This window comes from Aeromicrobium sp. P2_G6 (assembly GCF_056403535.1).
Window position 1 is genome coordinate 146,106 of the sequence record NZ_JBFUFH010000005.1, and the last position, 20,069, is coordinate 166,174.

Genomic DNA, 20,069 nt, shown 5'->3' on the forward strand with positions numbered 1-20,069 from the left:
GAGCGCGCCGGTGGGGTCTACGCCTCGTAGTGCGGGAGAACATGCCCGTCCTTGACGTAGGTGAGCGCGGCGGTGACGTCGTACGCATGGACCGCCGATGTCACCGGCTTCAGCTGCAGCGACATGTCCTTCACCGCGCTGCTGGAGAAGAAGGCGTCGCGGGCGGCGTCGTCGACGAACCCGAGCATCACCGAGGCGTGGTAGCGCTGATCGTCGGGGTTGTCGTGGGCCACGTTCGGGGTGTCCCACAGCTTCTTGCTCCAGGGCAGGAAGGTCTGCGTGCGCAGCTCCCTCAGCGCACCGGTGGCGACCAGTGACGGCACCAGCTGCTTCGTGACGTACGTGCGGAACGCGCGCGCTCCGACGCCTTCGCGGCGGCGAATGTAGAGGACAGCGCGAGAGCCGACCGCCTCGCCCGAGCCGGCGACGTCGTACCAGCGAGAGGCGCCCGGGAGTCCGGCGTAGAGCAGGGTGCGSCKGAACACGTTGATCTCGTCCTTGAACGCCATGGCGTTCTGCTTTCGCCCCTGCAGCGTCGAGAGCACGGACTTGAGGGTGACTTCCGCGATGCCATCGACCTTCCGGTCGGCAGGGATGGCGGTCTCGACGCCCTGGGTTGCCGGCCACCGGCCGGGGTTGTCCTCGGCCAGGTGGATCTGCCGGTACTCCTTGAGGCCCGGGTTGGCCGAGATGATCCCGGAGTGTGGCCCCTTCCAGTAGTCCATGCCGGTCTGGCGGGGCTGGTCGGTGCGCACCCACAGCAGGATCGAGCTCGAGAGCTGCTTGCTGACCTTCGGTGCCGTGGTCGGTGCGGCGTTCATGGTGCTCTTCCTGTCGTGAGGATCAGCGGTTGAGGAAGTCGACGGCGACCGGAGCGAACTGCTCGTGGAACTGGAAGATGCCGCCGTGGCCGGAGTCGGGGTAGATCACGAGCTCGGATCCCTTGATGCGACGGTGCAGGTCCTCGGAGAGGATCGACGGCACCATGCGGTCGTTGTCGCCGTTGGCGATGAGGGTCGGCTGGGTCAGCGTCGACAGGTCAGACGGGGTGGACCGGCCGTACTTCTTGATTGCCTTGAGCTGCGTCTGGAACGCCTGTGTCTTGATCTTCGCGTCGCGGTCGGTGGTGCGCTCCTCGAGGCGCTTGACGAACGCCTTCGCAGCGGGCTTGCCGGTGGCGTTGCGGTTGAAGAACAGGAACTCCTTGGGGTCCGACCGCGTCAGCGTTGCGCGGAGGATGTCCCAGTAGGTGGTGCCGGCAACCTTGTCGATGTCCTTGCCGCCGCGCGGCCCGGTGCCCGTGAGCACGAGCCTGCGGACCAGGTCGGGGTGCTTGACGACCAGGTCCTGGGCGACCATGCCGCCGAGGGAGAACGAGAAGATGTCGACCTTGTCGAAGCCGAGGGCCGCGATGAAGGTGTAGGCGTCGTCGGCCATGGCCTCGACGCTGTCGGGAACCTTGCCCGTCGAGCCGCCGACGCCCTTGTTGTCGAAGGCGATGACGTGGCGGGTCTTCGCGATGGGGTCGACGATGCGGGGGTCCCAGTTGTCCAGGGTCGCGGCGAGGTGGACGAAGAAGATGACGGGAATCCCGCCCTTCGGTCCGAGCTCGCGGTAGGCGTACGTCGTGCCGCCGGCGTTGATCGTGCGGGCGGGCGCCTTCGCGTACGAGGTGATGACGGGTTCGTCAGGGGTGTGGCTCATGGTTTCTTGCGCTCCTTGTGGGGTTCATTCCTGCCCGCAATTACGAGCACACTCAATTATGAGGACACTCAGAAAGATTTGTCAAGCGCGTGAACTATCGGGAGCCCGGGACGGGACAGAGGAATTCCAGTGCGCTAGAATGTGCAGAATAGTGCACATAATCGAGCGAAGAGGTACAACATGAGCGACCAAGCTCCGGGCATCCCGCCCTTCCATCTGGCGATCCCGGTCCACGACATCGAGGCTGCGCGCCACTTCTACGGCGAGGTGCTCGGCTTCGAGGCCGGACGCTCGGACACGCGCTGGACGGACTGGAACGTCGAGGGTCATCAGGTCGTCACCCATCAGGTCGAGGGCCACGTCAACGCCGTCGCGGGCACCAACCCGGTCGACGGCCACGACGTCCCGGTGCCGCACTTCGGGCTGGTGCTGGACGTTGCGCGGTTCCAGGAGCTCGCCGACCGACTCACCGATGCCGGGACCGACTTCGTGATCGATCCCTACGTGCGTTTCGAGGGCGAACCGGGTGAGCAGTGGACGATGTTCTTCCTCGATCCCTCAGGCAATGCGTTGGAGTTCAAGGCCTTCAGGGACCTGTCGCAGCTGTTCGCCGTCTGATGCCGGCAGACGTGACCAGCGAGGGCCAGATCGATCGGGCGTTCCTGACCCGCATCGGCGAGCGGATCCGCGAGCTGCGTCAGTCGCGCGGTCTCACGATGCAGCAGCTCGCTGACCGGGCGAGCATCAGCCGGCGCCTGATCACGCAGATCGAGCACGGCCAGGCCAACCCCAGCCTCGTGACGATCACCCGCATCGCGCGCGAGCTCGGCACGGACTTCACGAACCTCCTCGATGGTGCGGCCTCGTCTGCGAGTCCCATGGAGGTGTTCGGCGCCGACGAACACGTGCTGGTCTGGTCGAGCGACAACGGCAGCACGGCCCACCTCCTGGTGTCGACCCGCGACACGCGTGCCGCGGATCTCTGGTTGTGGCGGCTTGCGCCCGGAGACAGCTATCACGGCCACGCAGACCCGGAGCGTTCGCAGGAGCTGTTTTACGTGCTCGAGGGGACGCTCACGGTCTCGGCTGATGGCATGGAAGTGCTGGTGCCCCACGGCAGCGCCAGTCGGTTGCGCAGTGATCGCGCCTACTCGTACGTCAACGCCGGTCACAGCCCTGTGGTCTTCGTGAGGACTGTCGCGCTGCAACCGGGCTGACGGATCAGGCGAGCCGGGCGGGGAAGCCTCCGGTCGCGACGGGTCCCCATCGCGTGGGGGTGATGCGCATCAGGCACTTGCCCTGGTCGAGCATCGCCTGGCGGTACTCGGCCCAGTCGGGGTGTTCGCCGGAGATGTTGCGGAAGTACTCGACAAACGCGTCGAGGCCCTCGGGCACGTCGAGCACCTCGCACGTGCCGTCGACCTGCACCCACGGACCGTCGAAGTCGTCCGACAGCACGACGACGCTGACCTGGGGGCGCTTGCGGGCGTTCTTGGCCTTGGCTCGCTCGGGATAGGTGGAGACGACGATCCGGCCGGAGTCGTCGACACCGCCGATCACCGGCGAGGCCTGGGGTGAGCCGTCGGCGCGCTGGGTGATGACGAGCATCCGGTGACGGGGTCGTACGAACTCGACCAGCTCTGACTGGCTCACGGTGGTGGAGGTGGCGATCTGGCGTGCCATTGACGAGGTACGTCCTTCCGACGCAAGGTGGCTCATTCGATCGTACGGTCGGCCGCAATTGTCGGGGTCGAAGGCCATGCTGGCCACATGACGACGTACGTTGTGCTGTTCCGGGGCATCAATGTCGGCGGCCGCAACAAGGTCCCCATGGCCGGACTGCGCGAGCACCTCGAGACCGACTTCACCAATGTCCGCACGTACATCCAGTCCGGCAACGTGCTGCTCGACTCGGATCTGCCGGCCGACCAGGTGGCGGCGCGCATCGACGCCGGGCGGCCCTCGGCGTTCGCTCTCGACTCAGACCTCGTTCGAGTGCTGGTGCTCGACGAAGGGGCCTACCGCGAGGTCGTGGCCGCGGCGCCGAAGGGATTCGGTGACGATCCGGATCGCCACCGCCACGACGTCATCTTCTACATGGGCGTGACGGCAAGCGAGGTCGAGCCGTTCATCGTCGTCAATCCCGAGGTCGACGAGGCCTTCATCGGTGAGCGGGCGGTCTATCACCGACGGGTCACGGCGCTGGCGACCCGCAGCAGGCTCAACAAGATCATCGGCTCGCCGGTCTACCCGTCCCTCACGATCCGCAACTGGAACACCACGGTCAGGCTGGCGGCGATGCTCGACGACTGAGCTCGGTCAGACGTGATCATGCGGCGAGCAGGAGGATGCCACCGGCCACCAGCTCGACGCCGAAGTAGAACCAGATCGGGTAGAACCGAACCGATGCGTCGAGCAGCCGTGACACGAGCCGTCCGGCGGCCATGCCCAGGAGTGCAAGGCCAACGGTGACAACGACGCCGGTGCGGATGTCGCCGACATCGAGAGCGGCAGCGCCCAGCACGGCTCCCATGGCGATGCCGAAGCCGCCATAGACAGCGCGGACCTCTGACCGGCTCTCCGGGGTCTGGACCGACAGGTGGAACGGGCCGGCCAGCGCCGCGGGGGCGGCGAGCCCGTACAGACCCATCACGAGGAAGAAGAGCGCGATGACGGTGATGACGGTCGTGGCCATGCGTGTTCCTTCGTTCGATCCGGGACGGTCGGCGTCGTGCGATCATCACTCACATGGTGGGCGAGGCGCTTCCGGAAACGTGCTGGGACGAGCGGCCGACCGTGTGGCTCTGGTCAGGGCACGCCGCCTACGTGGGGCCGTCCCTCCAGCTCGACACGCACTCGGGCTCGGTCGACTGCTTCGCGCTCGGTCTGGACGAGCCATACACGCTCCGATCGGGCGATGCCGTGGAACGACGAACACGAAGCGCCTTGATCCCGGCGCGTACGCCCCATCAGGTGGTGGCCGGCGACGGTCGCATGATGTTCTTCTACGTCGACCCCAGCGCCGCGGGGTCAGGGAAGCTCCTCGGCCAGATGATGGACCGTACGACGACCATCGCCATCGACCATCGGGACGAGGCGGCGTTGATCGCGGCTTGCCGGGGTCCCGCGCTGCTCGACCCCGAGGTCCTGCGCCAGTCCCTGCTCGGGAGGGTGGAAGCAGACCCGATCGACGAACGCATTCGCGAAGCCATGTCCATCCTGCGGTCCAGGCCCGGCGGCCGGCTGAGCGCGGCCGAGATCGCGACCGCGGTCGGGCTCTCGCCGTCACGATTCCTGCACCTGTTCTCGGCGCACGCAGGAACGAGCTTTCGCCGCTACCGGCTGTGGGCCCGGATGTGTCACGCGGCCGGTCCACTCAGCGAGGGGGCGGACCTGACGACGGCGTCCAGCGAGGCCGGGTTCGCATCGCCGAGTCACTTCAGCGACACGTTCCGCACGATGTTCGGGCTGAGTGCCACGGCGCTGCTGTCCCGCCAGACGCGCGTGGTTGTCCAGCCCGGCGACTGAGTCCGTCAGACCACGGAGAACTCGTAGCGCACCACGTTGACGTACGTCTCGCCGGGCCGCAGCACCCGCTGCGGGAAGTGCGGGTGGTTGATCGAGTCCGGGAACGTCTGCATCTCGGCGGTGACGCCGGCGAAGGCTTCGTACGTCTCGAGGTCGCCCTTGGCGCTGGCGCCCTCGAGGTAGCCGCCGGCGTAGACCTGGGTGCCGGGCTGGTCCGTGACCAGTGTCAGGCGCCGACCGCTGTCCGGGTCGGTCAGCGTTGCGACCTGGCGCATGCCCTCACCGTCCAGGACCCAGTTGTGGTCGTATCCGGCGTTGTCGACGGCATCGATGTTCTTGCCGATCGGGGTCTCCACACGGAAGTCGAACGGCGTGCCGTCGACGCTGAGGACCTCGCCGGTGGGCAGCAGCTCGGCATCGACGGGTGTGTAGGCCGAGGCGTCGATCTGCAGGAGCTGGTCGAGCACCGTGCCGGAGTCATGGCCCGCGAGGTTGAAGTACGCGTGGTTGACCAGGTTGACGATCGTCGGCTGATCGGTCTCGGCCTCGATCCGGATCTCGAGCGCGCCGCCGTCGAGGGTGTAGATGACCCGGGCGTCGAGGTTGCCGGGATAGCCCTCCTCGCCGTCCGGTGATCGGCGGGAGAACGTGACGCTGTCGTTGTCGGGGTCGAGGGCTGTCGACCATACGTAGGTGTCGAAGCCCAGGTCGCCGCCGTGCACGTGGTTCTGGCCCTCGTTGCGGGTCACGGCATACTCCGTGCCGTCGATCTCGAAGCGCCCTTCGCGGATGCGGTTGGCGTAGCGGCCGGCCGTCACGCCGAAGTAGTAGGGATCGCGGGGCAGCTCGTCGTACGACTTGCGGCCGAGGACCACGTCGGCGAGGACGCCGTCACGGTCGGGCGCGTGCAGCTCGAGGATCCGTGCGCCGAGGTCCGCCAGGACGACTCGGCAGACGTCGTTGGAGATCGTGACGGCGGTGATCGTGTGGTCGCCTGCGGCGGCGGTGAAGCTCTCGAGCATCGTGAGGCTTTCTGGAACGGGTCGGAAGCCCCACCTTCTGGTGTGGCCACGGAGCTCCTCCTCACCGCGCGAGAACTCTATCCGAGAGAGGTCACACGGCCCGAAAGGGCTATGGCGGTCCCGAGACGGCCCGTCCTACGCTCCGAAGATGGACGACCACGAGCTGGTCGCACGTCTTCGCGCCGGTGACGAACGAGCCTTCGCGTCGCTCGTACGCCAGCACCAACCCAGCCTGCTGCGGCTGGCCGAAGCGTTCGTCGGCAGTCGAGCTGTCGCCGAAGAGGTCGTGCAGGACACCTGGCTCGCGGTCTGCAAGGGGGCTGCTGGGTTCGAAGGACGATCGTCGCTCAAGACCTGGATCTACACGATCCTCGTCAACCGGGCGCGGTCCACGGCGGCGCGGGAGCATCGCAGTGAGCCGCTCGACGGGGACGAGTACGACGGGTGCTTCGACTCCTCCGGGGTCTGGGCGACGCCGCCGGTGCCGTGGTCCGAGAAGGTCGATGACGAGATCGTCGCGCACCAGTTCGCCAAGCTGGTGTCGAAGGTCCTGCCGGAGCTGCCGGACGCCCAGCAGCAAGTCCTCGTGCTGCGCGATGTCGAAGGGCTCCCGGCCGCCGAGGTGGCTACGCTCCTGAGCATCAGTGACGGCAATCAGCGCGTCCTGCTGCATCGCGCCCGGTGCCGGATCAGGCAGCATCTCGAGCTCGCGATGGGAGGTGAATGGTCATGATGTGGTGGCACAGGCGTCGCGCGATCGTGTGCGAGCAGGCCGTTCGCCTGATGGCGGGCTATCTCGACGGTGCCCTGCCGGACGCAGACCGCCGCCGGCTCGAGGCCCATCTCGCGGACTGCCCGCACTGCAGCGAGCACCTGGCCCAGCTGCGCATCGCGATCGTCGCCGCGGGTCATGCCCAGCCCGAGGACCTGCCCGACGAGGTGGTCGACGACCTGGTTGCGGTGTTCCGTCGCTGGCAGCAGAAGTAGAGGCGTCGAACTTTTCTGTAACGCCGACGGGTCTCGCTGGGACTACTCATCAGGGCGACAGAAAGGAAAGGTTCCATGACCACCACGATTGACGAGGCCAAGCTTGATGCCTTCATGGGGCAGCTCGCGGGCTACATGACGGGCGCGACGGTATGCCTGGGCATCTGGCTCGGCGACCGGCTCGGACTCTTCCAGGCACTCAACGGCAGCGGACCCACCACCGCCGATCAGCTCGCCGAGCGGACGAACTGCCACCCACGGCTGGTCCGCGAATGGCTCAACTCCCAGGCGGCCGGCAAGGTGTTGACCTACGACGGTGCGACCGACACGTACGAGCTGTCGCCCGAAGTGGCACTGGCCGTGGCCGACGAGGACTCGCCGGCGTTCACCGCGCGGGGACTGAGCGTCCTCAACTCACTGTTCATCGACGCCGAGAAGGCCGCCGAGACGATCCGCGGCAACGGGGCGCTGAGCTGGGCCGATCACGACCGTCACCTGTTCGACGGCACCGAGTGGTTCTTCCGCACGGGCTATCGCGAGGGGCTGCCGGTGTGGATCGACGCCCTCGAAGGTGTCTCGGACGTCCTCCATTCGGGTGGCAGCATCGCCGACATCGGCTGCGGTCACGGCGCTGCAGTGGTCGTGCTCGCCGACCTCTACCCGGAAGCGACCCTCACGGGCTTCGACTTCCACGCACCCTCGGTCGAGACCGCGAAGGAACGCGCCGCCGAGGCCGGCGTCTCGGACCGTGCGTCGTTCCGTCAGGCGGATGCCCAGGGGTACGACGGCAGCTATGACCTGATCTGCTTCTTCGACTGCCTGCACGACATGGGCGACCCGGTCGGGATCCTGCGCTATGCCAAGGAGCACCTGAATCCCGGTGGCACGATCCTGCTGGTCGAGCCGTTCGCGCTGGACGACCTCGCCGCCAACATCGCGGACAACCCGATGGCCGCGATCTTCTACACCGCTTCGGCGACGATCTGCACGCCGAACTCGCAGTCGCAGGAGGTCGGTCTCGGCATCGGTACGCAGGCCGGCGCCGCCAGGTTGCGTGAGGTGGCGAACGAGGCCGGACTGACGCACGTACGAACGGCGGACCAGACACCGTTCAACCTCATCCTCGAAGTCCGACCCTAGGAAGTGACGATGACCGCCGAACCTGTAACCGACGTCGACTACTCCGACCTGAGTGCTGTCTTCATCAACTGCACGCTCAAGCGATCACCGGAGGTCTCCAACACCGAGGGCCTGGCCGCGATCTCGATCGACATCATGCGCAAGCAGGGTGTCGCGGTCGAGTCGATCCGGGCCGTCGACCACGAGATCGCGACGGGGGTGTGGCCCGACATGACCGAGCACGGCTGGGAGCGCGACGAGTGGCCCGGCATCTTCGACAAGGTCATGGCGGCCGACATCCTGGTGCTCACGACGCCGATCTGGCTCGGGGAGAAGTCGTCGGTGTGCACCCGGATCGTCGAGCGGCTCTATGGCAACTCGAGCCTGCTCAACGAGGCCGGCCAGTACGCCTATTACGGGCGGGTCGGCGGTTGTCTCGTCACCGGCAATGAGGACGGCGTGAAGCACTGCGCCATGAACGTGCTCTACTCGCTGCAGCACCTCGGGTATGTCATCCCGCCGCAGGCGGACTCGGGCTGGATCGGCGAGGCCGGGCCTGGACCCAGCTACCTGGATCCGGGCTCGGGAGGACCGGAGAACGACTTCACCAACCGCAACACGACGTTCATGACCTGGAACCTTCTGCACCTGGCCCGCATGCTCAAGGACGCCGGCGGCATACCTGCGCACGGCAACCAGCGGTCCCTGTGGGACGCCGGATGCCGGTTCGACTCCGAGAACCCCGAGCATCGCTGATCCCGGTGAGCAGGGCGTGAGGGATCATGTCCGCATGGATGATCAGCTCGAGGCCGCCGTCGAGACCTACCTGTCCGCCGTGCGCGAGGCTGATGTCGAGCGGGTGCTCTCGCTCTTTGCTCCCGATGCCGTCGTGCACTCGCCGCTGTACGGCGTGATGGCGCCGACCGAGTTCTACCCGACGCTGTTCGCCGACACGAGCGAGGCGAACCTGGAGCTGCGATCGGTCATGCACGGTCGCGACATGAGCGGCGTCAGGACCATGAGCTTCTGGTTCCACTTCGACTGGCGCCTGCCGTCGGGAGCAGCGGCGCCATTCGATGTCGTGGACGTTGTGACGCTGGACGACGACGGCAGGTTCACCTCGCTGCACATCATCTACGACACCGTCGACGTGCGCCCCGCCTTCGAGGCGGAAACCGGCCGGGCGTCCTGGCGGCAATGAGCCAGTAGGTCAGGACAGGACGCGCCCGCCGAGGCCGTCGAGCACGATGTCGAGGATCCGGTCGTGCCATGCGTGCCGCGCGGCGGAGGTGGTGCCGTCGCCGTTCTTGCGGGACAGCGGGTATGCCCCGACAGTTCCCTTGACCGACGTCGTGAGGGCGAGGTTGCCGGCGATCTGCACCGAGACGGTCGCGTCCTCGATCGTGAAGCCCTGGTCGTGCAGCGAGGCGATGTAGGGCGTGATCTGCTCGACGACGCGTTGGGGCCACTTCGGCGGCGAGAGCGCGACGACGTCGTAGCCGGGGTATCGCTCGCAGATGGCCCACACCGAATGGGTGATCTCGCGCAGCAGGTCACGCCACGGCAGGTCGGCCTCCGGCCAGTCCACCGAGAGGGCGGCCCGTTCGATCGCGGCGACGAGCAGCTCCTCGCGATCCTGGACGTAGCGATAGAGGCCCGAGTGCGCGACGCCGAGCCGCGCGGCGACCGACGGCATGCTGAACGTGCCGATCCCGTCCTCGAGCACGGCATCCACGATGAGCTCCAGGCTGAGGGAGCGTGGCCGGCCTGATCTGCGGTCCATGGTGTGATCGTACGTTCAGCCATCACAGCCTTGGCCAGGCGGCCGAGGTTCGCCGGACATCGTGTCTAGGAACGCTCGGGCGACGATTCCTCGAACACCAGCAAGGTGCGGGTGCTGAGGATCCCCGGGATGCCCTGGATCTCGTCGAGCACGAGGCGTCGCAGGCCGGCGTTGTCGCTGGCGCGCACCAGCATCACGACGTCGAACTCTCCGCCGACGAGCGCGATGTGCTCGACGCCCTCGAGAGAGCGCAGCTGGGCGTGGATGCTGCGCCAGTCGGGCTGCCGGACGTTCATCGTGAGGTACGCCGACGTGCCGAGGCCGCGGCCGACCGGGTCGACGAGCGCGGAGTAGCCCTTGATGACACCGGACTCGGTGAGCCGCTCGACGCGGGCGTAGGCGTTGGCGCGCGAGATGTGGACCTCCTCGGCGAGCTGGCGCATCGAGAGCCGGCCATCTCGCTCGAGCGCATCGAGGATGCGGTTGTCGATGTCGTCGATCTGAGCTCCGGCCATCTGTCTCTTCCTCATCGTGTGACGTGGGTCGCGCTGGACATACGGCCATCGTTCGCCGTGTCTGCCAAGACATCTTCTCGACAATCCTGCAGCACTTGAACTCGGATGGCCAGAAGGCGCACTGTTCTGTGAACAGTCGAATTCCGCGAAAGGAGTCGCCGGGTGCCCAGCAACGACCTCCTGCCGTCCGAGGAACCCGTCCAGCTGCTCGACCCCGAAGGGCGCCGTGTCGAGGCAGTCGCGCACGCGTTCCCGTCGGACGACGAGATGCTGCGGGCTCACGAGGCGCTGGTGATCGGCCGGCGGATCAACGAGCAGGCGTACGCCTTGGTGCGCCAGGGCCGCCTCGCGGTCTACCCGTCGTCGTACGGCCAGGAGGCGTGCGAGGTCGTCGCCGCGCTGGTGCTCCGCGACCAGGACTGGCTCTTCCCGACCTACCGCGACGTCGTCTCGATCGTCGGCCGCGGCGTCGATCCGGTCGAGACGCTGACGCTGCTCAAGGGCGACTGGCACTGCGGCTACGACCCGACCGAGCACCACGTCGCACCGCAGACGACGCCGCTGGCGACGCAGCTGATCCATGCGGTCGGTGTCGCGCACGCGGCGACCCTGCGCGGTGAGGACACGGTGGTGATGGCGATGTGCGGCGATGGCGCCACGAGCGAGGGCGACTTCCACGAGGCGCTCAACTTCGCCGCCGTGTTCAAGGCGCCGGTCGTGTTCTTCGTGCAGAACAACGAGTACGCGATCTCGGTGCCGCTCGCCCGCCAGAGCGTCGCGCCGTCGCTGGCCCACAAGGGCATCGGCTACGGCGTGCCGGGGGAGCGGGTCGACGGCAATGACGTCGCCGCGCTGCTGTCGGTGCTCGGCGGGGCTGTTGACGCTGCCCGGAACGGTGGTGGCCCGCAGCTCGTCGAGGCACACACGTACCGGATGCAGGCGCACACCAACGCCGACGATGCCACGCGCTACCGCCCCGACGGCGAGGTCGAGGCGTGGGCGGGCCGCGACCCGTTGCTACGCAGCGAGGCGTACCTGACAGCCCGCGATCTGCTGACCGAGGAGCGGCGAGCCGAGATCGCCGCGCAGGCCGAGGAGGTCGCCACCGTGATGCGGGACGGCCTGATGAAGGACGTCGAGCCCGACCCGCAGGAACTGTTCCGCAACATCTACGCGACACCCACGCCGCAGCTTCAGGAGCAGGCGGCATTCCTCGCCGAGGAACTGAGCCGGGAGGAGGCGCGCTGATGGCCGAGCACGAGAAGATCACGATGGCGCAGGCGCTCAACCAGGCCCTGCGCGACGCGATGAAGGCCGACGAGTCGGTGCTGGTGTTCGGCGAGGACGTGGGCGCGCTCGGCGGTGTCTTCCGCGTCACCGACGGCCTGACGGCAGAGTTCGGCGACGCGCGCTGCTTCGACACCCCGCTGGCCGAGTCCGGGATCATGGGCATGGCCGTCGGCCTCGCGATGAACGGGATGCGCCCCGTCGTGGAGATGCAGTTCGACGCGTTCGCCTATCCCGCGTTCGAGCAGCTCGTCAGCCACGTCGCCAAGATGCGCAACCGCACGCGCGGCGCCGTCGGGCTGCCGATCACGATCCGCATCCCGTACGCCGGTGGGATCGGTGGCGTCGAGCACCACTGCGACTCGTCGGAGGCCTACTACGTGCACACGCCCGGCCTGACCGTCGTCGCGCCGGCGACGGTCGCGGATGCGTACACGCTGATGCGCGAGGYGATCTCGTCGCCTGATCCGGTCGTGGTGCTGGAGCCCAAGAAGCTCTACTGGAGCAAGGACGAGGTCGACCTCGACGAGGCGCAGCCCGGCATCGGTCGCGCGGTCGTACGTCGTGAGGGCACGGACGCGACGCTCATCGCGTACGGCACCTCGGTGCCGATCGCGCTCGAAGCCGCTGACGCGGCTGCCGCTGAGGGCCGCAGCCTGCAGGTCGTCGACGTCCGGTCGCTCGTGCCGTTCGACGACGAGACGGTGTGCGCGGCCGTACGTTCGACCGGCCGCGCCGTCGTGGTCGCCGAGGCCGCCGGGTTCGCGAGCGTCTCGTCGGAGATCGTTGCCCGGGTCACCGAGCGGTGCTTCCACCACCTTGCCGCGCCGGTGCGTCGGGTCACCGGGTTCGACATCCCCTACCCGCCGCCCAAGCTCGAGCACCTCCACCTGCCGAGCGTCGATCGCGTCCTCGACGCGGTCGACGACCTCCAGTGGGACGACGACGTATGACCAACACGTTCACCCTGCCCGACCTGGGAGAAGGCCTGACCGAGGCCGAGATCGTTCGCTGGCTCGTGGCCGTCGGCGACGAGGTCGTCGTCGACCAGCCCGTCGTCGAGGTCGAGACCGCCAAGTCGATCGTCGAGGTCCCGTCGCCGTACGCCGGCCGGGTCAGCGAGCTGCACGGTGCCGAGGGTGGCACGGTCGCCGTCGGCAGTCCGCTGATCTCGGTGGAGCCGGTGTCGGTGCCGGCCGCAGTCGGGGAGTCGTACCGCGAGGAGGAGCGGGCCGGGTCCGGCAACGTGTTGATCGGCTACGGCACGCCGGAGGGCGCTGCCAGCGGTCGCCGCCGCAGGCCTCGTACGGCCTCCGCTGCTCCATCGCCGACGCCTCAGTCGTCGGTGCCGCGGGTGTCATCGCCGCTCGTACGGCGGTTGGCGCGTGAGGCGGGGGTCTCGATCCTCGGCATCACCGGGACCGGCGTCGACGGGCTCATCACCCGGCATGACGTCCAGGCCGCGATCGATGCCGCGGCGGCACCACAGGCAGCGCCGACGGAGTCGGTTGAGTCGGTGGAGACCGCGGACCGCACCGGGCTCGAGATCGCCCAGCGCATCCCGATGAGCGGCTTCCGCAAGGCCGTCTCGACCGCCCTGTCACGCAGCCGCAGCGAGATCCCCGAAGCCACGGTGTGGGTCGACGTGGACTTCACCGAGCTGTTCGCGCTGCGCGCCGCCGCGAAGGCAGCGGGCAAGCCGGTCCCCGGCCTGCTGGCATACCTCGCCCGCTTCACCGTCGCCGCTCTGCGGGCGCACCCCGAGCTCAACGGCGAGGTCGACACCGCGAACGACGAGCTGATCCAGTACGCCGGCATCAACCTCGGGCTTGCTGTGCAGACCGATCGCGGGCTGCTGGCGCCTGCCGTGCTCAACGCGCACCTGCTCACGACCGCGGAGCTCGACACCGAGATCCAGCGCGTCACGGCCGCGGCCCGCGAGGGCAAGGCGACGCAGGCCGAGCTCACGGGCGGCACGTTCACGCTCAACAACTACGGAGCGTTCAACGTCGACGGCAGCGCCGCGATCATCAACCACCCGCAGGTCGCGATCCTCGGCTTCGGCCGGGTCATCGACCGCGCGTGGGTCGTCGACGGTGAGCTGGCGGTCCGCAAGATCGCGCAGATGTCGTTCGTGTTCGATCACCGGGTGTGCGACGGCGGCACGGCCGCGGCGTTCATGCGGGTCGTCGCCGACGCGATCGAGTCACCCGCCTCGGCCATCGCGAACCTCTGAGCTCACCTCGTGGCCTCGGAGACGTGCAGGACCTCGAACACGTCGCCGAGTGCAGGGTCTGGCTCGGCTGCCCACAGGGAGAACTGGATCGTCTCCCAGTTCTCCAGGTCGATGCCGAACAGCGACACGAGCGCGCCATCTGCTCGCCTGCTCAGCTCGACCTGAGCCGCCTCCGTCGCGGCGTCGGTCGGATCGGTGTGCGGAGGCAGTGCCGACGTGGACCGGGTCGCGAATGCCGCCCGGCCGACGTCGCCCCGTACCTGGCAGGTTCCCTCCAGCCAGGAGCGGACGACAGGTCGACCGAAGTCGCGGACGATCCCGCCGAAGCCCGCACCTCCGAAGAAGAACCGGGCGGCGCCCTCGACGTCGGCCCAGCGGTAGAAAGGTGCGTACTGGTTGACGCGGGCGCCCCGGGCGCCCTTCTCCTGGATCAGGTACGCCTTGAGACTGAGGCCCGGATAGCCGTCCATCTTGGCGCCGTGCTCAGCGACCCGCTTGCGGATGATGCCCATGTCGTAGTCGGTGGGCAGGGGGATCGAGTACTGCGCAATCAGCATGGCGGCTCCATCGTCGGACGGGTGGCAGGGCCATCATGCACATACCGGGACAAGGAGCCTTGGGGATGCTCAGAGTTCGGTCTCGGTGACCTCACCGGTGAACGTCGTCATCGACGCGACATCGAAGGTCTGGGCGTCGGCGGCGGTCTCGGCCATCGCCGAGGACTTCAGCGCGGCCTTGAGCGCATCGGCGTCGTCGAACCACAGCTCGGCGACGAAGTACGGAGCGTCGCCGCCCATGGCTCGTGGGTGTGACCGGGAGAAGCGGCGCAGGTTCGGCAGCTTCGACGCCAGGGGTATGTGGACCTCGGTGTAGTGCTTCTCGAACGCCTCGGGATCGGCGGGCGCGCCGTACTGGATCGTGATGCGGTGCATGGAGGTCCTTTCAGGGTGCGTGGTGGTTTCGAGGCTCCGCTTCGCTCCGCACCTCAACCACCGGTGTCATCGCTGGTCGAGGTGCGGAGGCCGTCCGCGGCCGGAGCCTCGAAACCAGGTCAGGTGGCAGGGGGCCAGGTCTTGGCGACGAGGGTCAGCACGTCGTACGTCGCCACCGGCTTGCCCTCGGCGTTGGTGACGACGGCGTCCCAACGCACCTCACCGTAGTCGGCGCTGTTGCGCGGGGTGATCTGCTTGACCGTCAGAGTGACGTCGATCGTGTCGTCGGCCTTGACCGGCGTCAGGAACCGCAGGTTGTCGACGCCGAAGTTGGCCAACACCGGCCCCGGATTGGGCTCCACGAACAGCCCGGCGGCCAGCGACACGACGAGGTAGCCGTGCGCGACGATCCCGCCGAACAGCGGGTTGGCGGCTGCCGCCTCGGCGTCGGTGTGCGCGTAGAACGTGTCGCCGGTGAACTCCGCGAAGTGCTCGATGTCGTCGAGTGTCACCGTGCGGGACGACGAGCGGATCGTGTCGCCGATGCGCAGCTCGGCGAGGCTCTTGCGGAACGGGTGCACATCGTCGACGCGCTGCTCCGAGCCCTTGATCCACTGCCCGGTGATCGCCGTGAGCATGTCGGGCGAGGCCTGGATCGCGGTGCGCTGCATGTGGTGCAGGACGCCGCGGATGCCGCCGAGCTCCTCGCCGCCACCCGCGCGGCCGGGGCCACCGTGCACCAGCATCGGCAGTGGTGAGCCGTGGCCCGTCGACTCCGGAGCGTCGTCGCGGTCGAGCACGAGGATGCGGCCGTGCCACGGTGCGAGTCCGAGGGTCACGGTGCGGGCGATCTCGGGGTCGTGGGTGACGAGCGACCCGGCGAGGCTGCCCTGTCCGCGAGCGGCAAGCGCGACCGCCTCGTCCACCGAGTCGTACGTGATGACGGTGCTGACCGGGCCGAAGGCTTCGACCTCGTGGGGTTCGGTGGCGCCGGCGGTCGCGCGCAGCAAGATCGGCGACATGAACGCGCCGGCCTCGGCGTCGGCATCGACGACGTCCACGTGGTCCGGGTCGCCGTACACGATCTCCGCCGAGCCGCGCAGGATCTGGACGGCCTTGCGGACCTCGTCACGCTGGCCCAAGCTCGCGAGAGCTCCCATGCGTACGTCGGGGTTTGCTGGGTTGCCGACGGTGATCTTCGAGAGCCGCGCACTGATCGCGGTGATGACCTCGTCGGCGATCGCGGTCGGCACGATCGTCCGGCGGATCGCGGTGCACTTCTGACCGGCCTTGACCGTCATCTCGGCGACGACGCCCTTGACGTAGAGGTCGAACTCGGGGTCGTCGGTCGTGACGTCGGGGCCGAGGATCGAGCAGTTGAGCGAGTCGGCCTCGACGCCGAGCTGCGCGCCGCCGTGCAGGACCGAGGGGTGCTGGCGCAGCGTCGCTCCGGTGCTCGCGGAGCCGGTGAACGCGATGGAGTCCTGGGCGCCGAGCTGGTCGAGCAGACCTTCGGGGCTGCCGCACAGCAGCTGCAGCGAGCCCTCGGGCATGAGGCCGGAGTCGATGATGCGGCGGACCACGAGCTCGGTGAGGTATGCCGTCTGGCTCGCCGGCTTGACGATCGTGGGGAGACCGGCGAGGAACGCGGGCCCGAGCTTCTCGAGCATGCCCCAGACCGGGAAGTTGAACGCATTGATCTGGACCGCGACACCGGGTCGCGAGGTGTAGAGGTGCTGGCCGAGGAACACGCCGGTCTTGCCGAGCGGCTCGGTCGCGCCGTCGAGGATCACGGTGTCGTTGGGCAGCTCGCGGGTGCCCTTGCTGGCATAGCTGAACATCGTGCCGATGCCGCCGTCGATGTCGACCTGCGAGTCGCGCAGCGTCGCGCCGGTGCGCGCCGACAGGGCGTAGAGCGGGTCCTTGTCCTCGCCGAGGTGCTTGGCGACGGCCTTGAGGATGCTGGCGCGCTCGTGGAAGGTCAGCGCGCGGATCGCCGGCCCACCGACGGTGCGAGCATGGTCGACCATCGCCGAGAGGTCGAGGCCGGTCGCCGAGATCCGGGCGATCTCCTCACCGGTCGACGCATCGAGAAGGGGCTTGCCGTCGTCCGAGGCGCGGAACCACGAGCCTCCGACATAGCTTTCGAGCAGTGCACTCACGGGCCTAAAACCTTTCGTTGCGCGAACCTGATGCCGCGTGCAAGACTATTACAGACCGGTCGGTCAGTAAATGGCTGACGCGAGATTTCTGGAGGCGCACATGACGTTGGCACCCGAGGCCGACGAGGGCAAGCTGCGGGCGGAGTTCGAGGCCACGATCGAGCGGCACGACCGCATCGAGCCGCGCGACTGGATGCCCGAGGCATACCGCAAGACGGTGATCCGGCAGGTCGCCCAGCACGCACACTCCGAGATCATCGGCATGCAGCCCGAGGGCAACTGGATCACCCGGGCACCCTCGCTGCGCCGCAAGGCGATCCTGCTGGCCAAGGTGCAGGACGAGGCCGGCCATGGGCTCTACCTCTACTCGGCGTGCGAGACGCTCGGCGTCTCCCGGCTCGAGCTCACCGAGATGCTGATCAACGGCAAGCAGAAGTACTCCTCGATCTTCAACTACCCGACGCTGTCGTACGCCGATGTCGGCACGATCGGCTGGCTCGTCGACGGCGCCGCGATCTGCAACCAGGTCCCGCTGTGCCGCACCTCGTACGGGCCCTACGGCCGCTCGATGATCCGGATCTGCAAGGAGGAGTCGTTCCACCAGCGCCAGGGCTATGAGCTGCTCGCGACGATGATGCGCGGCACCGACGAGCAGCGCGAGATGGTGCAGGAGTCGGTCAACCGGTTCTGGTGGCCGGCGCTGATGATGTTCGGCCCGCCCGACGAGGACTCGCCCAACACCGCCCAGTCGATGGCGTGGGGCATCAAGCGCAACACCAACGACGACCTGCGCCAGCGCATGGTCGACATGACCGTCCCGCAGGCCGAGGCGCTCGGCGTGACGCTCCCGGACCCCGAGCTGAAGTGGAACGAGCAGCGCCAGTCGTACGACTTCGGGTCGCCGGACTGGGACGAGTTCAAGGACGTGATCCACGGCAACGGGCCGTGCAACACCCAGCGCATCGCGCATCGTCGCCGCGCCCACGAGGACGGTGCGTGGGTGCGCGAAGCCGCGACGGCGTTCGCCGCGAGAGGAGAAGCATGACTGAGCAGATCCAGGGCGACTGGCCGTTGTACGAGGTGTTCGTCCGCGGCAAGCGCGGGCTCAACCACGTGCACGTCGGCTCGCTGCACGCCGCCGACGACGAGATGGCCGTACGTCATGCCCGCGACGTCTACACCCGCCGCAACGAGGGCGTCAGCATCTGGGTCGTGCGGTCCGACGCGATCACCGCATCGAGCCCCGACGAGAAGGATCCGCTGTTCGCCCCGAGCGGCGACAAGGTCTACCGGCACCCCACGTTCTACGACATCCCCGACAACGTTCCACACATGTGATGGACATGAGCCATACTCCTGATCCGAGCCACCTGCCCGACGACGACTCCGTCTACGCCGGGCTGCTGGGCAGCGACGACTCCCAATGGGCCTTCGGCACAGACTTCGAGGACCCGCTCGCGGGCGTCGACACCACGGTCCCCGACGGCGTCGACACGCATGAGCTCGCGGTCTACTGCCTCATGCTCGCCGACGATGCGCTCGTGATGTCGCACCGGCTCTCGCAGTGGTGCAGCAATGCGCCCGACCTCGAGGAGGACATCGCGCTTGCCAACATCGCGCTCGACCTGCTGGGTCAGGCGCGGCTGTTGCTGGCGCGTGCAGCTGCGGCGGATCCGTCGGTCGTACCGTCCCTGCCTGAGGGGTCGCCGGTCCCGCCGGAGGATGCCCTCGCGTTCTTCCGCGGCGATCGCGAGTTCCTCAACGTACGCCTCGTCGAGGCCGACAACGGCGACTTCGCCGTGACGATCGTTCGGCTGCTGCTGTTCTCGACCTGGCGGCTCGCCCTGCTCCAGCGCCTCGCGGACAGCCGCGACCACGTGCTCTCGGCGGTTGCGGTCAAGGGCGTCAAGGAGATGACCTATCACCGCGACTACGCCGGGCGCTGGTTCCTCATCCTCGCCCGCGGCACTGAGGAGTCGCGCCGCCGACTGGTGGCCGGGCTCGACGCGACCTGGCCGCTGTACGCCGAGCTGTTCACCACGCACCGCGCCGAGCTCGTCGCTGCCGAGTCGGGCGTCGGGGTCGACCCGGCAACGGTCGCCGACGAGGTCGACGTGCTGCTCGAGCAGGTGTTCTCGATGAGTGGTGTCGACCGCCCGGAGGTCGCGCCTCTTGCGGGCGTACGCGGGGAGACCGGCCGCGACGGGCTGCACACCGAGGCGTTCAGCCGGCTGCTCGCTGAGATGCAGGTCGTGGCGCGGGCGCACCCCATGGGCCGGTGGTAATCGTGACCACGATCGCTCCCGCGCGAGGTGCATATGAGGTCGCGGCCTCCGTCACCGATCCGGAGATGCCGATGCTGACGCTCGACGATCTCGGCGTCCTGCGCGACGTCGAGGTCGAGGGTGAACGAGTCGTCGTGACGATCACGCCGACCTACTCCGGCTGCCCGGCCATGGCGACGATGCGCGACGACCTGGTGCACCGGCTGCATGACGAGGGCTTCGCCGACGTCGAGGTGCGGGTCAGCCTGCACCCGGCCTGGTCGAGCGACTGGATCACGGCCCGCGGACGGCAGGCGCTCGCCGAGCACGGCCTCTCGGCCCCCGGGCCCGCCCCACGCCACGACGGCCCGGTCGTGCTCTCGCTGCTGCCCACCCGCCGTACGCTCGCCTGCCCACGCTGCGGCTCGTCGGGCGTCGAGCTCACCTCGGAGTTCGGGCCCACGGCCTGCAAGGCGCTCTACCGCTGCGCGTCCTGCCTCGAGCCCTTTGAACACGTCAAGGAGATCTGA

The 20,069-nt window shown here is 68.2% G+C and carries 26 protein-coding genes; 16 read left to right on the forward strand and 10 right to left on the reverse strand.

Annotated features, from left to right (window positions below; genetic code table 11):
- Nucleotides 1–17: 17 nt before the first annotated feature.
- Nucleotides 18–821: a hypothetical protein gene (locus tag AC1DVU_RS16355; RefSeq protein ID WP_476923521.1), complete on the reverse strand. Its 804-nt coding sequence runs from the start codon at nucleotides 819–821 to the stop codon at nucleotides 18–20.
- A 22-nt stretch (nucleotides 822–843) separates the two neighbouring features.
- The gene (locus tag AC1DVU_RS16360; RefSeq protein WP_476923522.1) at nucleotides 844–1,704 is read right to left on the reverse strand and encodes an alpha/beta fold hydrolase; all 861 of its coding nucleotides are present in this window, start codon (nucleotides 1,702–1,704) and stop codon (nucleotides 844–846) included.
- A gap of 180 nt (nucleotides 1,705–1,884) precedes the next feature.
- Between AC1DVU_RS16360 and AC1DVU_RS16365 the strand changes: the two genes are divergently transcribed.
- On the forward strand, nucleotides 1,885–2,322 hold the full coding sequence (locus tag AC1DVU_RS16365; RefSeq protein ID WP_476923523.1) for a VOC family protein: 438 nt from the start codon (nucleotides 1,885–1,887) through the stop codon (nucleotides 2,320–2,322).
- Between the two features lie 11 nt (nucleotides 2,323–2,333).
- Nucleotides 2,334–2,921 carry a helix-turn-helix domain-containing protein gene (locus AC1DVU_RS16370; RefSeq protein WP_476923524.1) on the forward strand — a complete coding sequence of 196 codons (588 nt, stop codon included), beginning with the start codon at nucleotides 2,334–2,336 and terminating at the stop codon, nucleotides 2,919–2,921.
- Nucleotides 2,922–2,925: 4 nt separating this feature from the next.
- Here the strand turns inward: AC1DVU_RS16370 and AC1DVU_RS16375 are convergent, their stop codons facing one another.
- On the reverse strand, nucleotides 2,926–3,387 hold the full coding sequence (locus tag AC1DVU_RS16375; protein WP_476923525.1) for a PPOX class F420-dependent oxidoreductase: 462 nt from the start codon (nucleotides 3,385–3,387) through the stop codon (nucleotides 2,926–2,928).
- Nucleotides 3,388–3,474: 87 nt separating this feature from the next.
- Between AC1DVU_RS16375 and AC1DVU_RS16380 the strand changes: the two genes are divergently transcribed.
- Complete coding sequence (locus AC1DVU_RS16380; RefSeq protein WP_476923526.1) at nucleotides 3,475–4,017, forward strand: DUF1697 domain-containing protein; 543 nt, start codon at nucleotides 3,475–3,477, stop codon at nucleotides 4,015–4,017.
- A 16-nt stretch (nucleotides 4,018–4,033) separates the two neighbouring features.
- Here the strand turns inward: AC1DVU_RS16380 and AC1DVU_RS16385 are convergent, their stop codons facing one another.
- On the reverse strand, nucleotides 4,034–4,399 hold the full coding sequence (locus AC1DVU_RS16385; RefSeq protein ID WP_476923527.1) for a DUF4345 family protein: 366 nt from the start codon (nucleotides 4,397–4,399) through the stop codon (nucleotides 4,034–4,036).
- Nucleotides 4,400–4,452: 53 nt separating this feature from the next.
- On the opposite strand from AC1DVU_RS16385, the gene AC1DVU_RS16390 reads away from it, so the two are divergent.
- Entirely contained in the window at nucleotides 4,453–5,232 is a 780-nt protein-coding gene (locus AC1DVU_RS16390) for a helix-turn-helix domain-containing protein (protein ID WP_476923528.1), read from the forward strand.
- Nucleotides 5,233–5,237: 5 nt separating this feature from the next.
- On the opposite strand, the gene AC1DVU_RS16395 is transcribed toward AC1DVU_RS16390, so the two are convergent.
- Complete coding sequence (locus tag AC1DVU_RS16395) at nucleotides 5,238–6,254, reverse strand: aldose epimerase family protein (protein WP_476923529.1); 1,017 nt, start codon at nucleotides 6,252–6,254, stop codon at nucleotides 5,238–5,240.
- 148 nt (nucleotides 6,255–6,402) lie between these two features.
- On the opposite strand from AC1DVU_RS16395, the gene AC1DVU_RS16400 reads away from it, so the two are divergent.
- The 5 genes from AC1DVU_RS16400 to AC1DVU_RS16420 all read left to right on the forward strand — a co-directional run bounded on the left by AC1DVU_RS16400 (nucleotide 6,403) and on the right by AC1DVU_RS16420 (nucleotide 9,561).
- Nucleotides 6,403–6,987 carry an RNA polymerase sigma factor gene (locus AC1DVU_RS16400; RefSeq protein WP_476923530.1) on the forward strand — a complete coding sequence of 195 codons (585 nt, stop codon included), beginning with the start codon at nucleotides 6,403–6,405 and terminating at the stop codon, nucleotides 6,985–6,987.
- The gene (locus tag AC1DVU_RS16405; protein WP_476923531.1) at nucleotides 6,984–7,241 is read left to right on the forward strand and encodes an anti-sigma factor family protein; all 258 of its coding nucleotides are present in this window, start codon (nucleotides 6,984–6,986) and stop codon (nucleotides 7,239–7,241) included. Before AC1DVU_RS16400 ends, AC1DVU_RS16405 begins: the two co-directional genes overlap by 4 nt.
- A gap of 75 nt (nucleotides 7,242–7,316) precedes the next feature.
- Nucleotides 7,317–8,381, forward strand: coding sequence for a class I SAM-dependent methyltransferase (locus AC1DVU_RS16410; RefSeq protein WP_476923532.1), 1,065 nt, complete (start codon nucleotides 7,317–7,319; stop codon nucleotides 8,379–8,381).
- 9 nt (nucleotides 8,382–8,390) lie between these two features.
- Nucleotides 8,391–9,116 (forward strand): flavodoxin family protein, encoded by a 726-nt coding sequence (locus tag AC1DVU_RS16415; RefSeq protein WP_476923533.1) that lies wholly within the window; start codon nucleotides 8,391–8,393, stop codon nucleotides 9,114–9,116.
- Nucleotides 9,117–9,150: 34 nt separating this feature from the next.
- Entirely contained in the window at nucleotides 9,151–9,561 is a 411-nt protein-coding gene (locus AC1DVU_RS16420; protein WP_476923534.1) for a nuclear transport factor 2 family protein, read from the forward strand.
- Nucleotides 9,562–9,570: 9 nt separating this feature from the next.
- On the opposite strand, the gene AC1DVU_RS16425 is transcribed toward AC1DVU_RS16420, so the two are convergent.
- Both AC1DVU_RS16425 and AC1DVU_RS16430 read right to left on the reverse strand, forming a co-directional pair.
- Entirely contained in the window at nucleotides 9,571–10,143 is a 573-nt protein-coding gene (locus AC1DVU_RS16425; RefSeq protein ID WP_476923535.1) for a TetR/AcrR family transcriptional regulator, read from the reverse strand.
- Between the two features lie 65 nt (nucleotides 10,144–10,208).
- The gene (locus AC1DVU_RS16430) at nucleotides 10,209–10,658 is read right to left on the reverse strand and encodes an Lrp/AsnC family transcriptional regulator (protein ID WP_476923536.1); all 450 of its coding nucleotides are present in this window, start codon (nucleotides 10,656–10,658) and stop codon (nucleotides 10,209–10,211) included.
- A gap of 162 nt (nucleotides 10,659–10,820) precedes the next feature.
- On the opposite strand from AC1DVU_RS16430, the gene pdhA reads away from it, so the two are divergent.
- The 3 genes from pdhA to AC1DVU_RS16445 are packed head-to-tail and all read left to right on the forward strand — an operon-like array spanning nucleotide 10,821 to nucleotide 14,181.
- Nucleotides 10,821–11,906 (forward strand): pyruvate dehydrogenase (acetyl-transferring) E1 component subunit alpha, encoded by a 1,086-nt coding sequence (pdhA, locus tag AC1DVU_RS16435; protein ID WP_476923537.1) that lies wholly within the window; start codon nucleotides 10,821–10,823, stop codon nucleotides 11,904–11,906.
- Nucleotides 11,906–12,898 (forward strand): alpha-ketoacid dehydrogenase subunit beta, encoded by a 993-nt coding sequence (locus tag AC1DVU_RS16440; RefSeq protein WP_476923538.1) that lies wholly within the window; start codon nucleotides 11,906–11,908, stop codon nucleotides 12,896–12,898. The genes pdhA and AC1DVU_RS16440 overlap by 1 nt, the downstream gene beginning before the upstream one ends.
- Nucleotides 12,895–14,181, forward strand: coding sequence for a dihydrolipoamide acetyltransferase family protein (locus AC1DVU_RS16445; protein ID WP_476923539.1), 1,287 nt, complete (start codon nucleotides 12,895–12,897; stop codon nucleotides 14,179–14,181). The genes AC1DVU_RS16440 and AC1DVU_RS16445 overlap by 4 nt, the downstream gene beginning before the upstream one ends.
- A 2-nt stretch (nucleotides 14,182–14,183) precedes the next feature.
- On the opposite strand, the gene AC1DVU_RS16450 is transcribed toward AC1DVU_RS16445, so the two are convergent.
- From AC1DVU_RS16450 to paaZ, 3 genes are all read right to left on the reverse strand, one after another.
- Nucleotides 14,184–14,738: a DUF4865 family protein gene (locus AC1DVU_RS16450; RefSeq protein ID WP_476923540.1), complete on the reverse strand. Its 555-nt coding sequence runs from the start codon at nucleotides 14,736–14,738 to the stop codon at nucleotides 14,184–14,186.
- A gap of 69 nt (nucleotides 14,739–14,807) precedes the next feature.
- Complete coding sequence (locus tag AC1DVU_RS16455; protein WP_476923541.1) at nucleotides 14,808–15,113, reverse strand: EthD family reductase; 306 nt, start codon at nucleotides 15,111–15,113, stop codon at nucleotides 14,808–14,810.
- Between the two features lie 119 nt (nucleotides 15,114–15,232).
- A complete protein-coding gene (gene paaZ, locus AC1DVU_RS16460; RefSeq protein ID WP_476923542.1) occupies nucleotides 15,233–17,275 on the reverse strand; it encodes a phenylacetic acid degradation bifunctional protein PaaZ in 2,043 nt (680 codons plus the stop codon).
- Nucleotides 17,276–17,375: 100 nt separating this feature from the next.
- Here paaZ and paaA point away from each other — a divergent pair, with 100 nt between their 5' ends.
- From paaA to paaD, 4 genes are read left to right on the forward strand one after another with little or no spacing between them, the layout of a single operon-like run.
- Complete coding sequence (paaA, locus tag AC1DVU_RS16465; protein WP_476923543.1) at nucleotides 17,376–18,320, forward strand: 1,2-phenylacetyl-CoA epoxidase subunit PaaA; 945 nt, start codon at nucleotides 17,376–17,378, stop codon at nucleotides 18,318–18,320.
- Complete coding sequence (gene paaB, locus AC1DVU_RS16470) at nucleotides 18,317–18,613, forward strand: 1,2-phenylacetyl-CoA epoxidase subunit PaaB (protein ID WP_476923544.1); 297 nt, start codon at nucleotides 18,317–18,319, stop codon at nucleotides 18,611–18,613. The genes paaA and paaB overlap by 4 nt, the downstream gene beginning before the upstream one ends.
- 5 nt (nucleotides 18,614–18,618) lie before the next feature.
- Nucleotides 18,619–19,560, forward strand: coding sequence for a 1,2-phenylacetyl-CoA epoxidase subunit PaaC (paaC, locus tag AC1DVU_RS16475; protein ID WP_476923545.1), 942 nt, complete (start codon nucleotides 18,619–18,621; stop codon nucleotides 19,558–19,560).
- Between the two features lie 2 nt (nucleotides 19,561–19,562).
- Nucleotides 19,563–20,069 (forward strand): 1,2-phenylacetyl-CoA epoxidase subunit PaaD, encoded by a 507-nt coding sequence (paaD, locus tag AC1DVU_RS16480; protein ID WP_476923546.1) that lies wholly within the window; start codon nucleotides 19,563–19,565, stop codon nucleotides 20,067–20,069.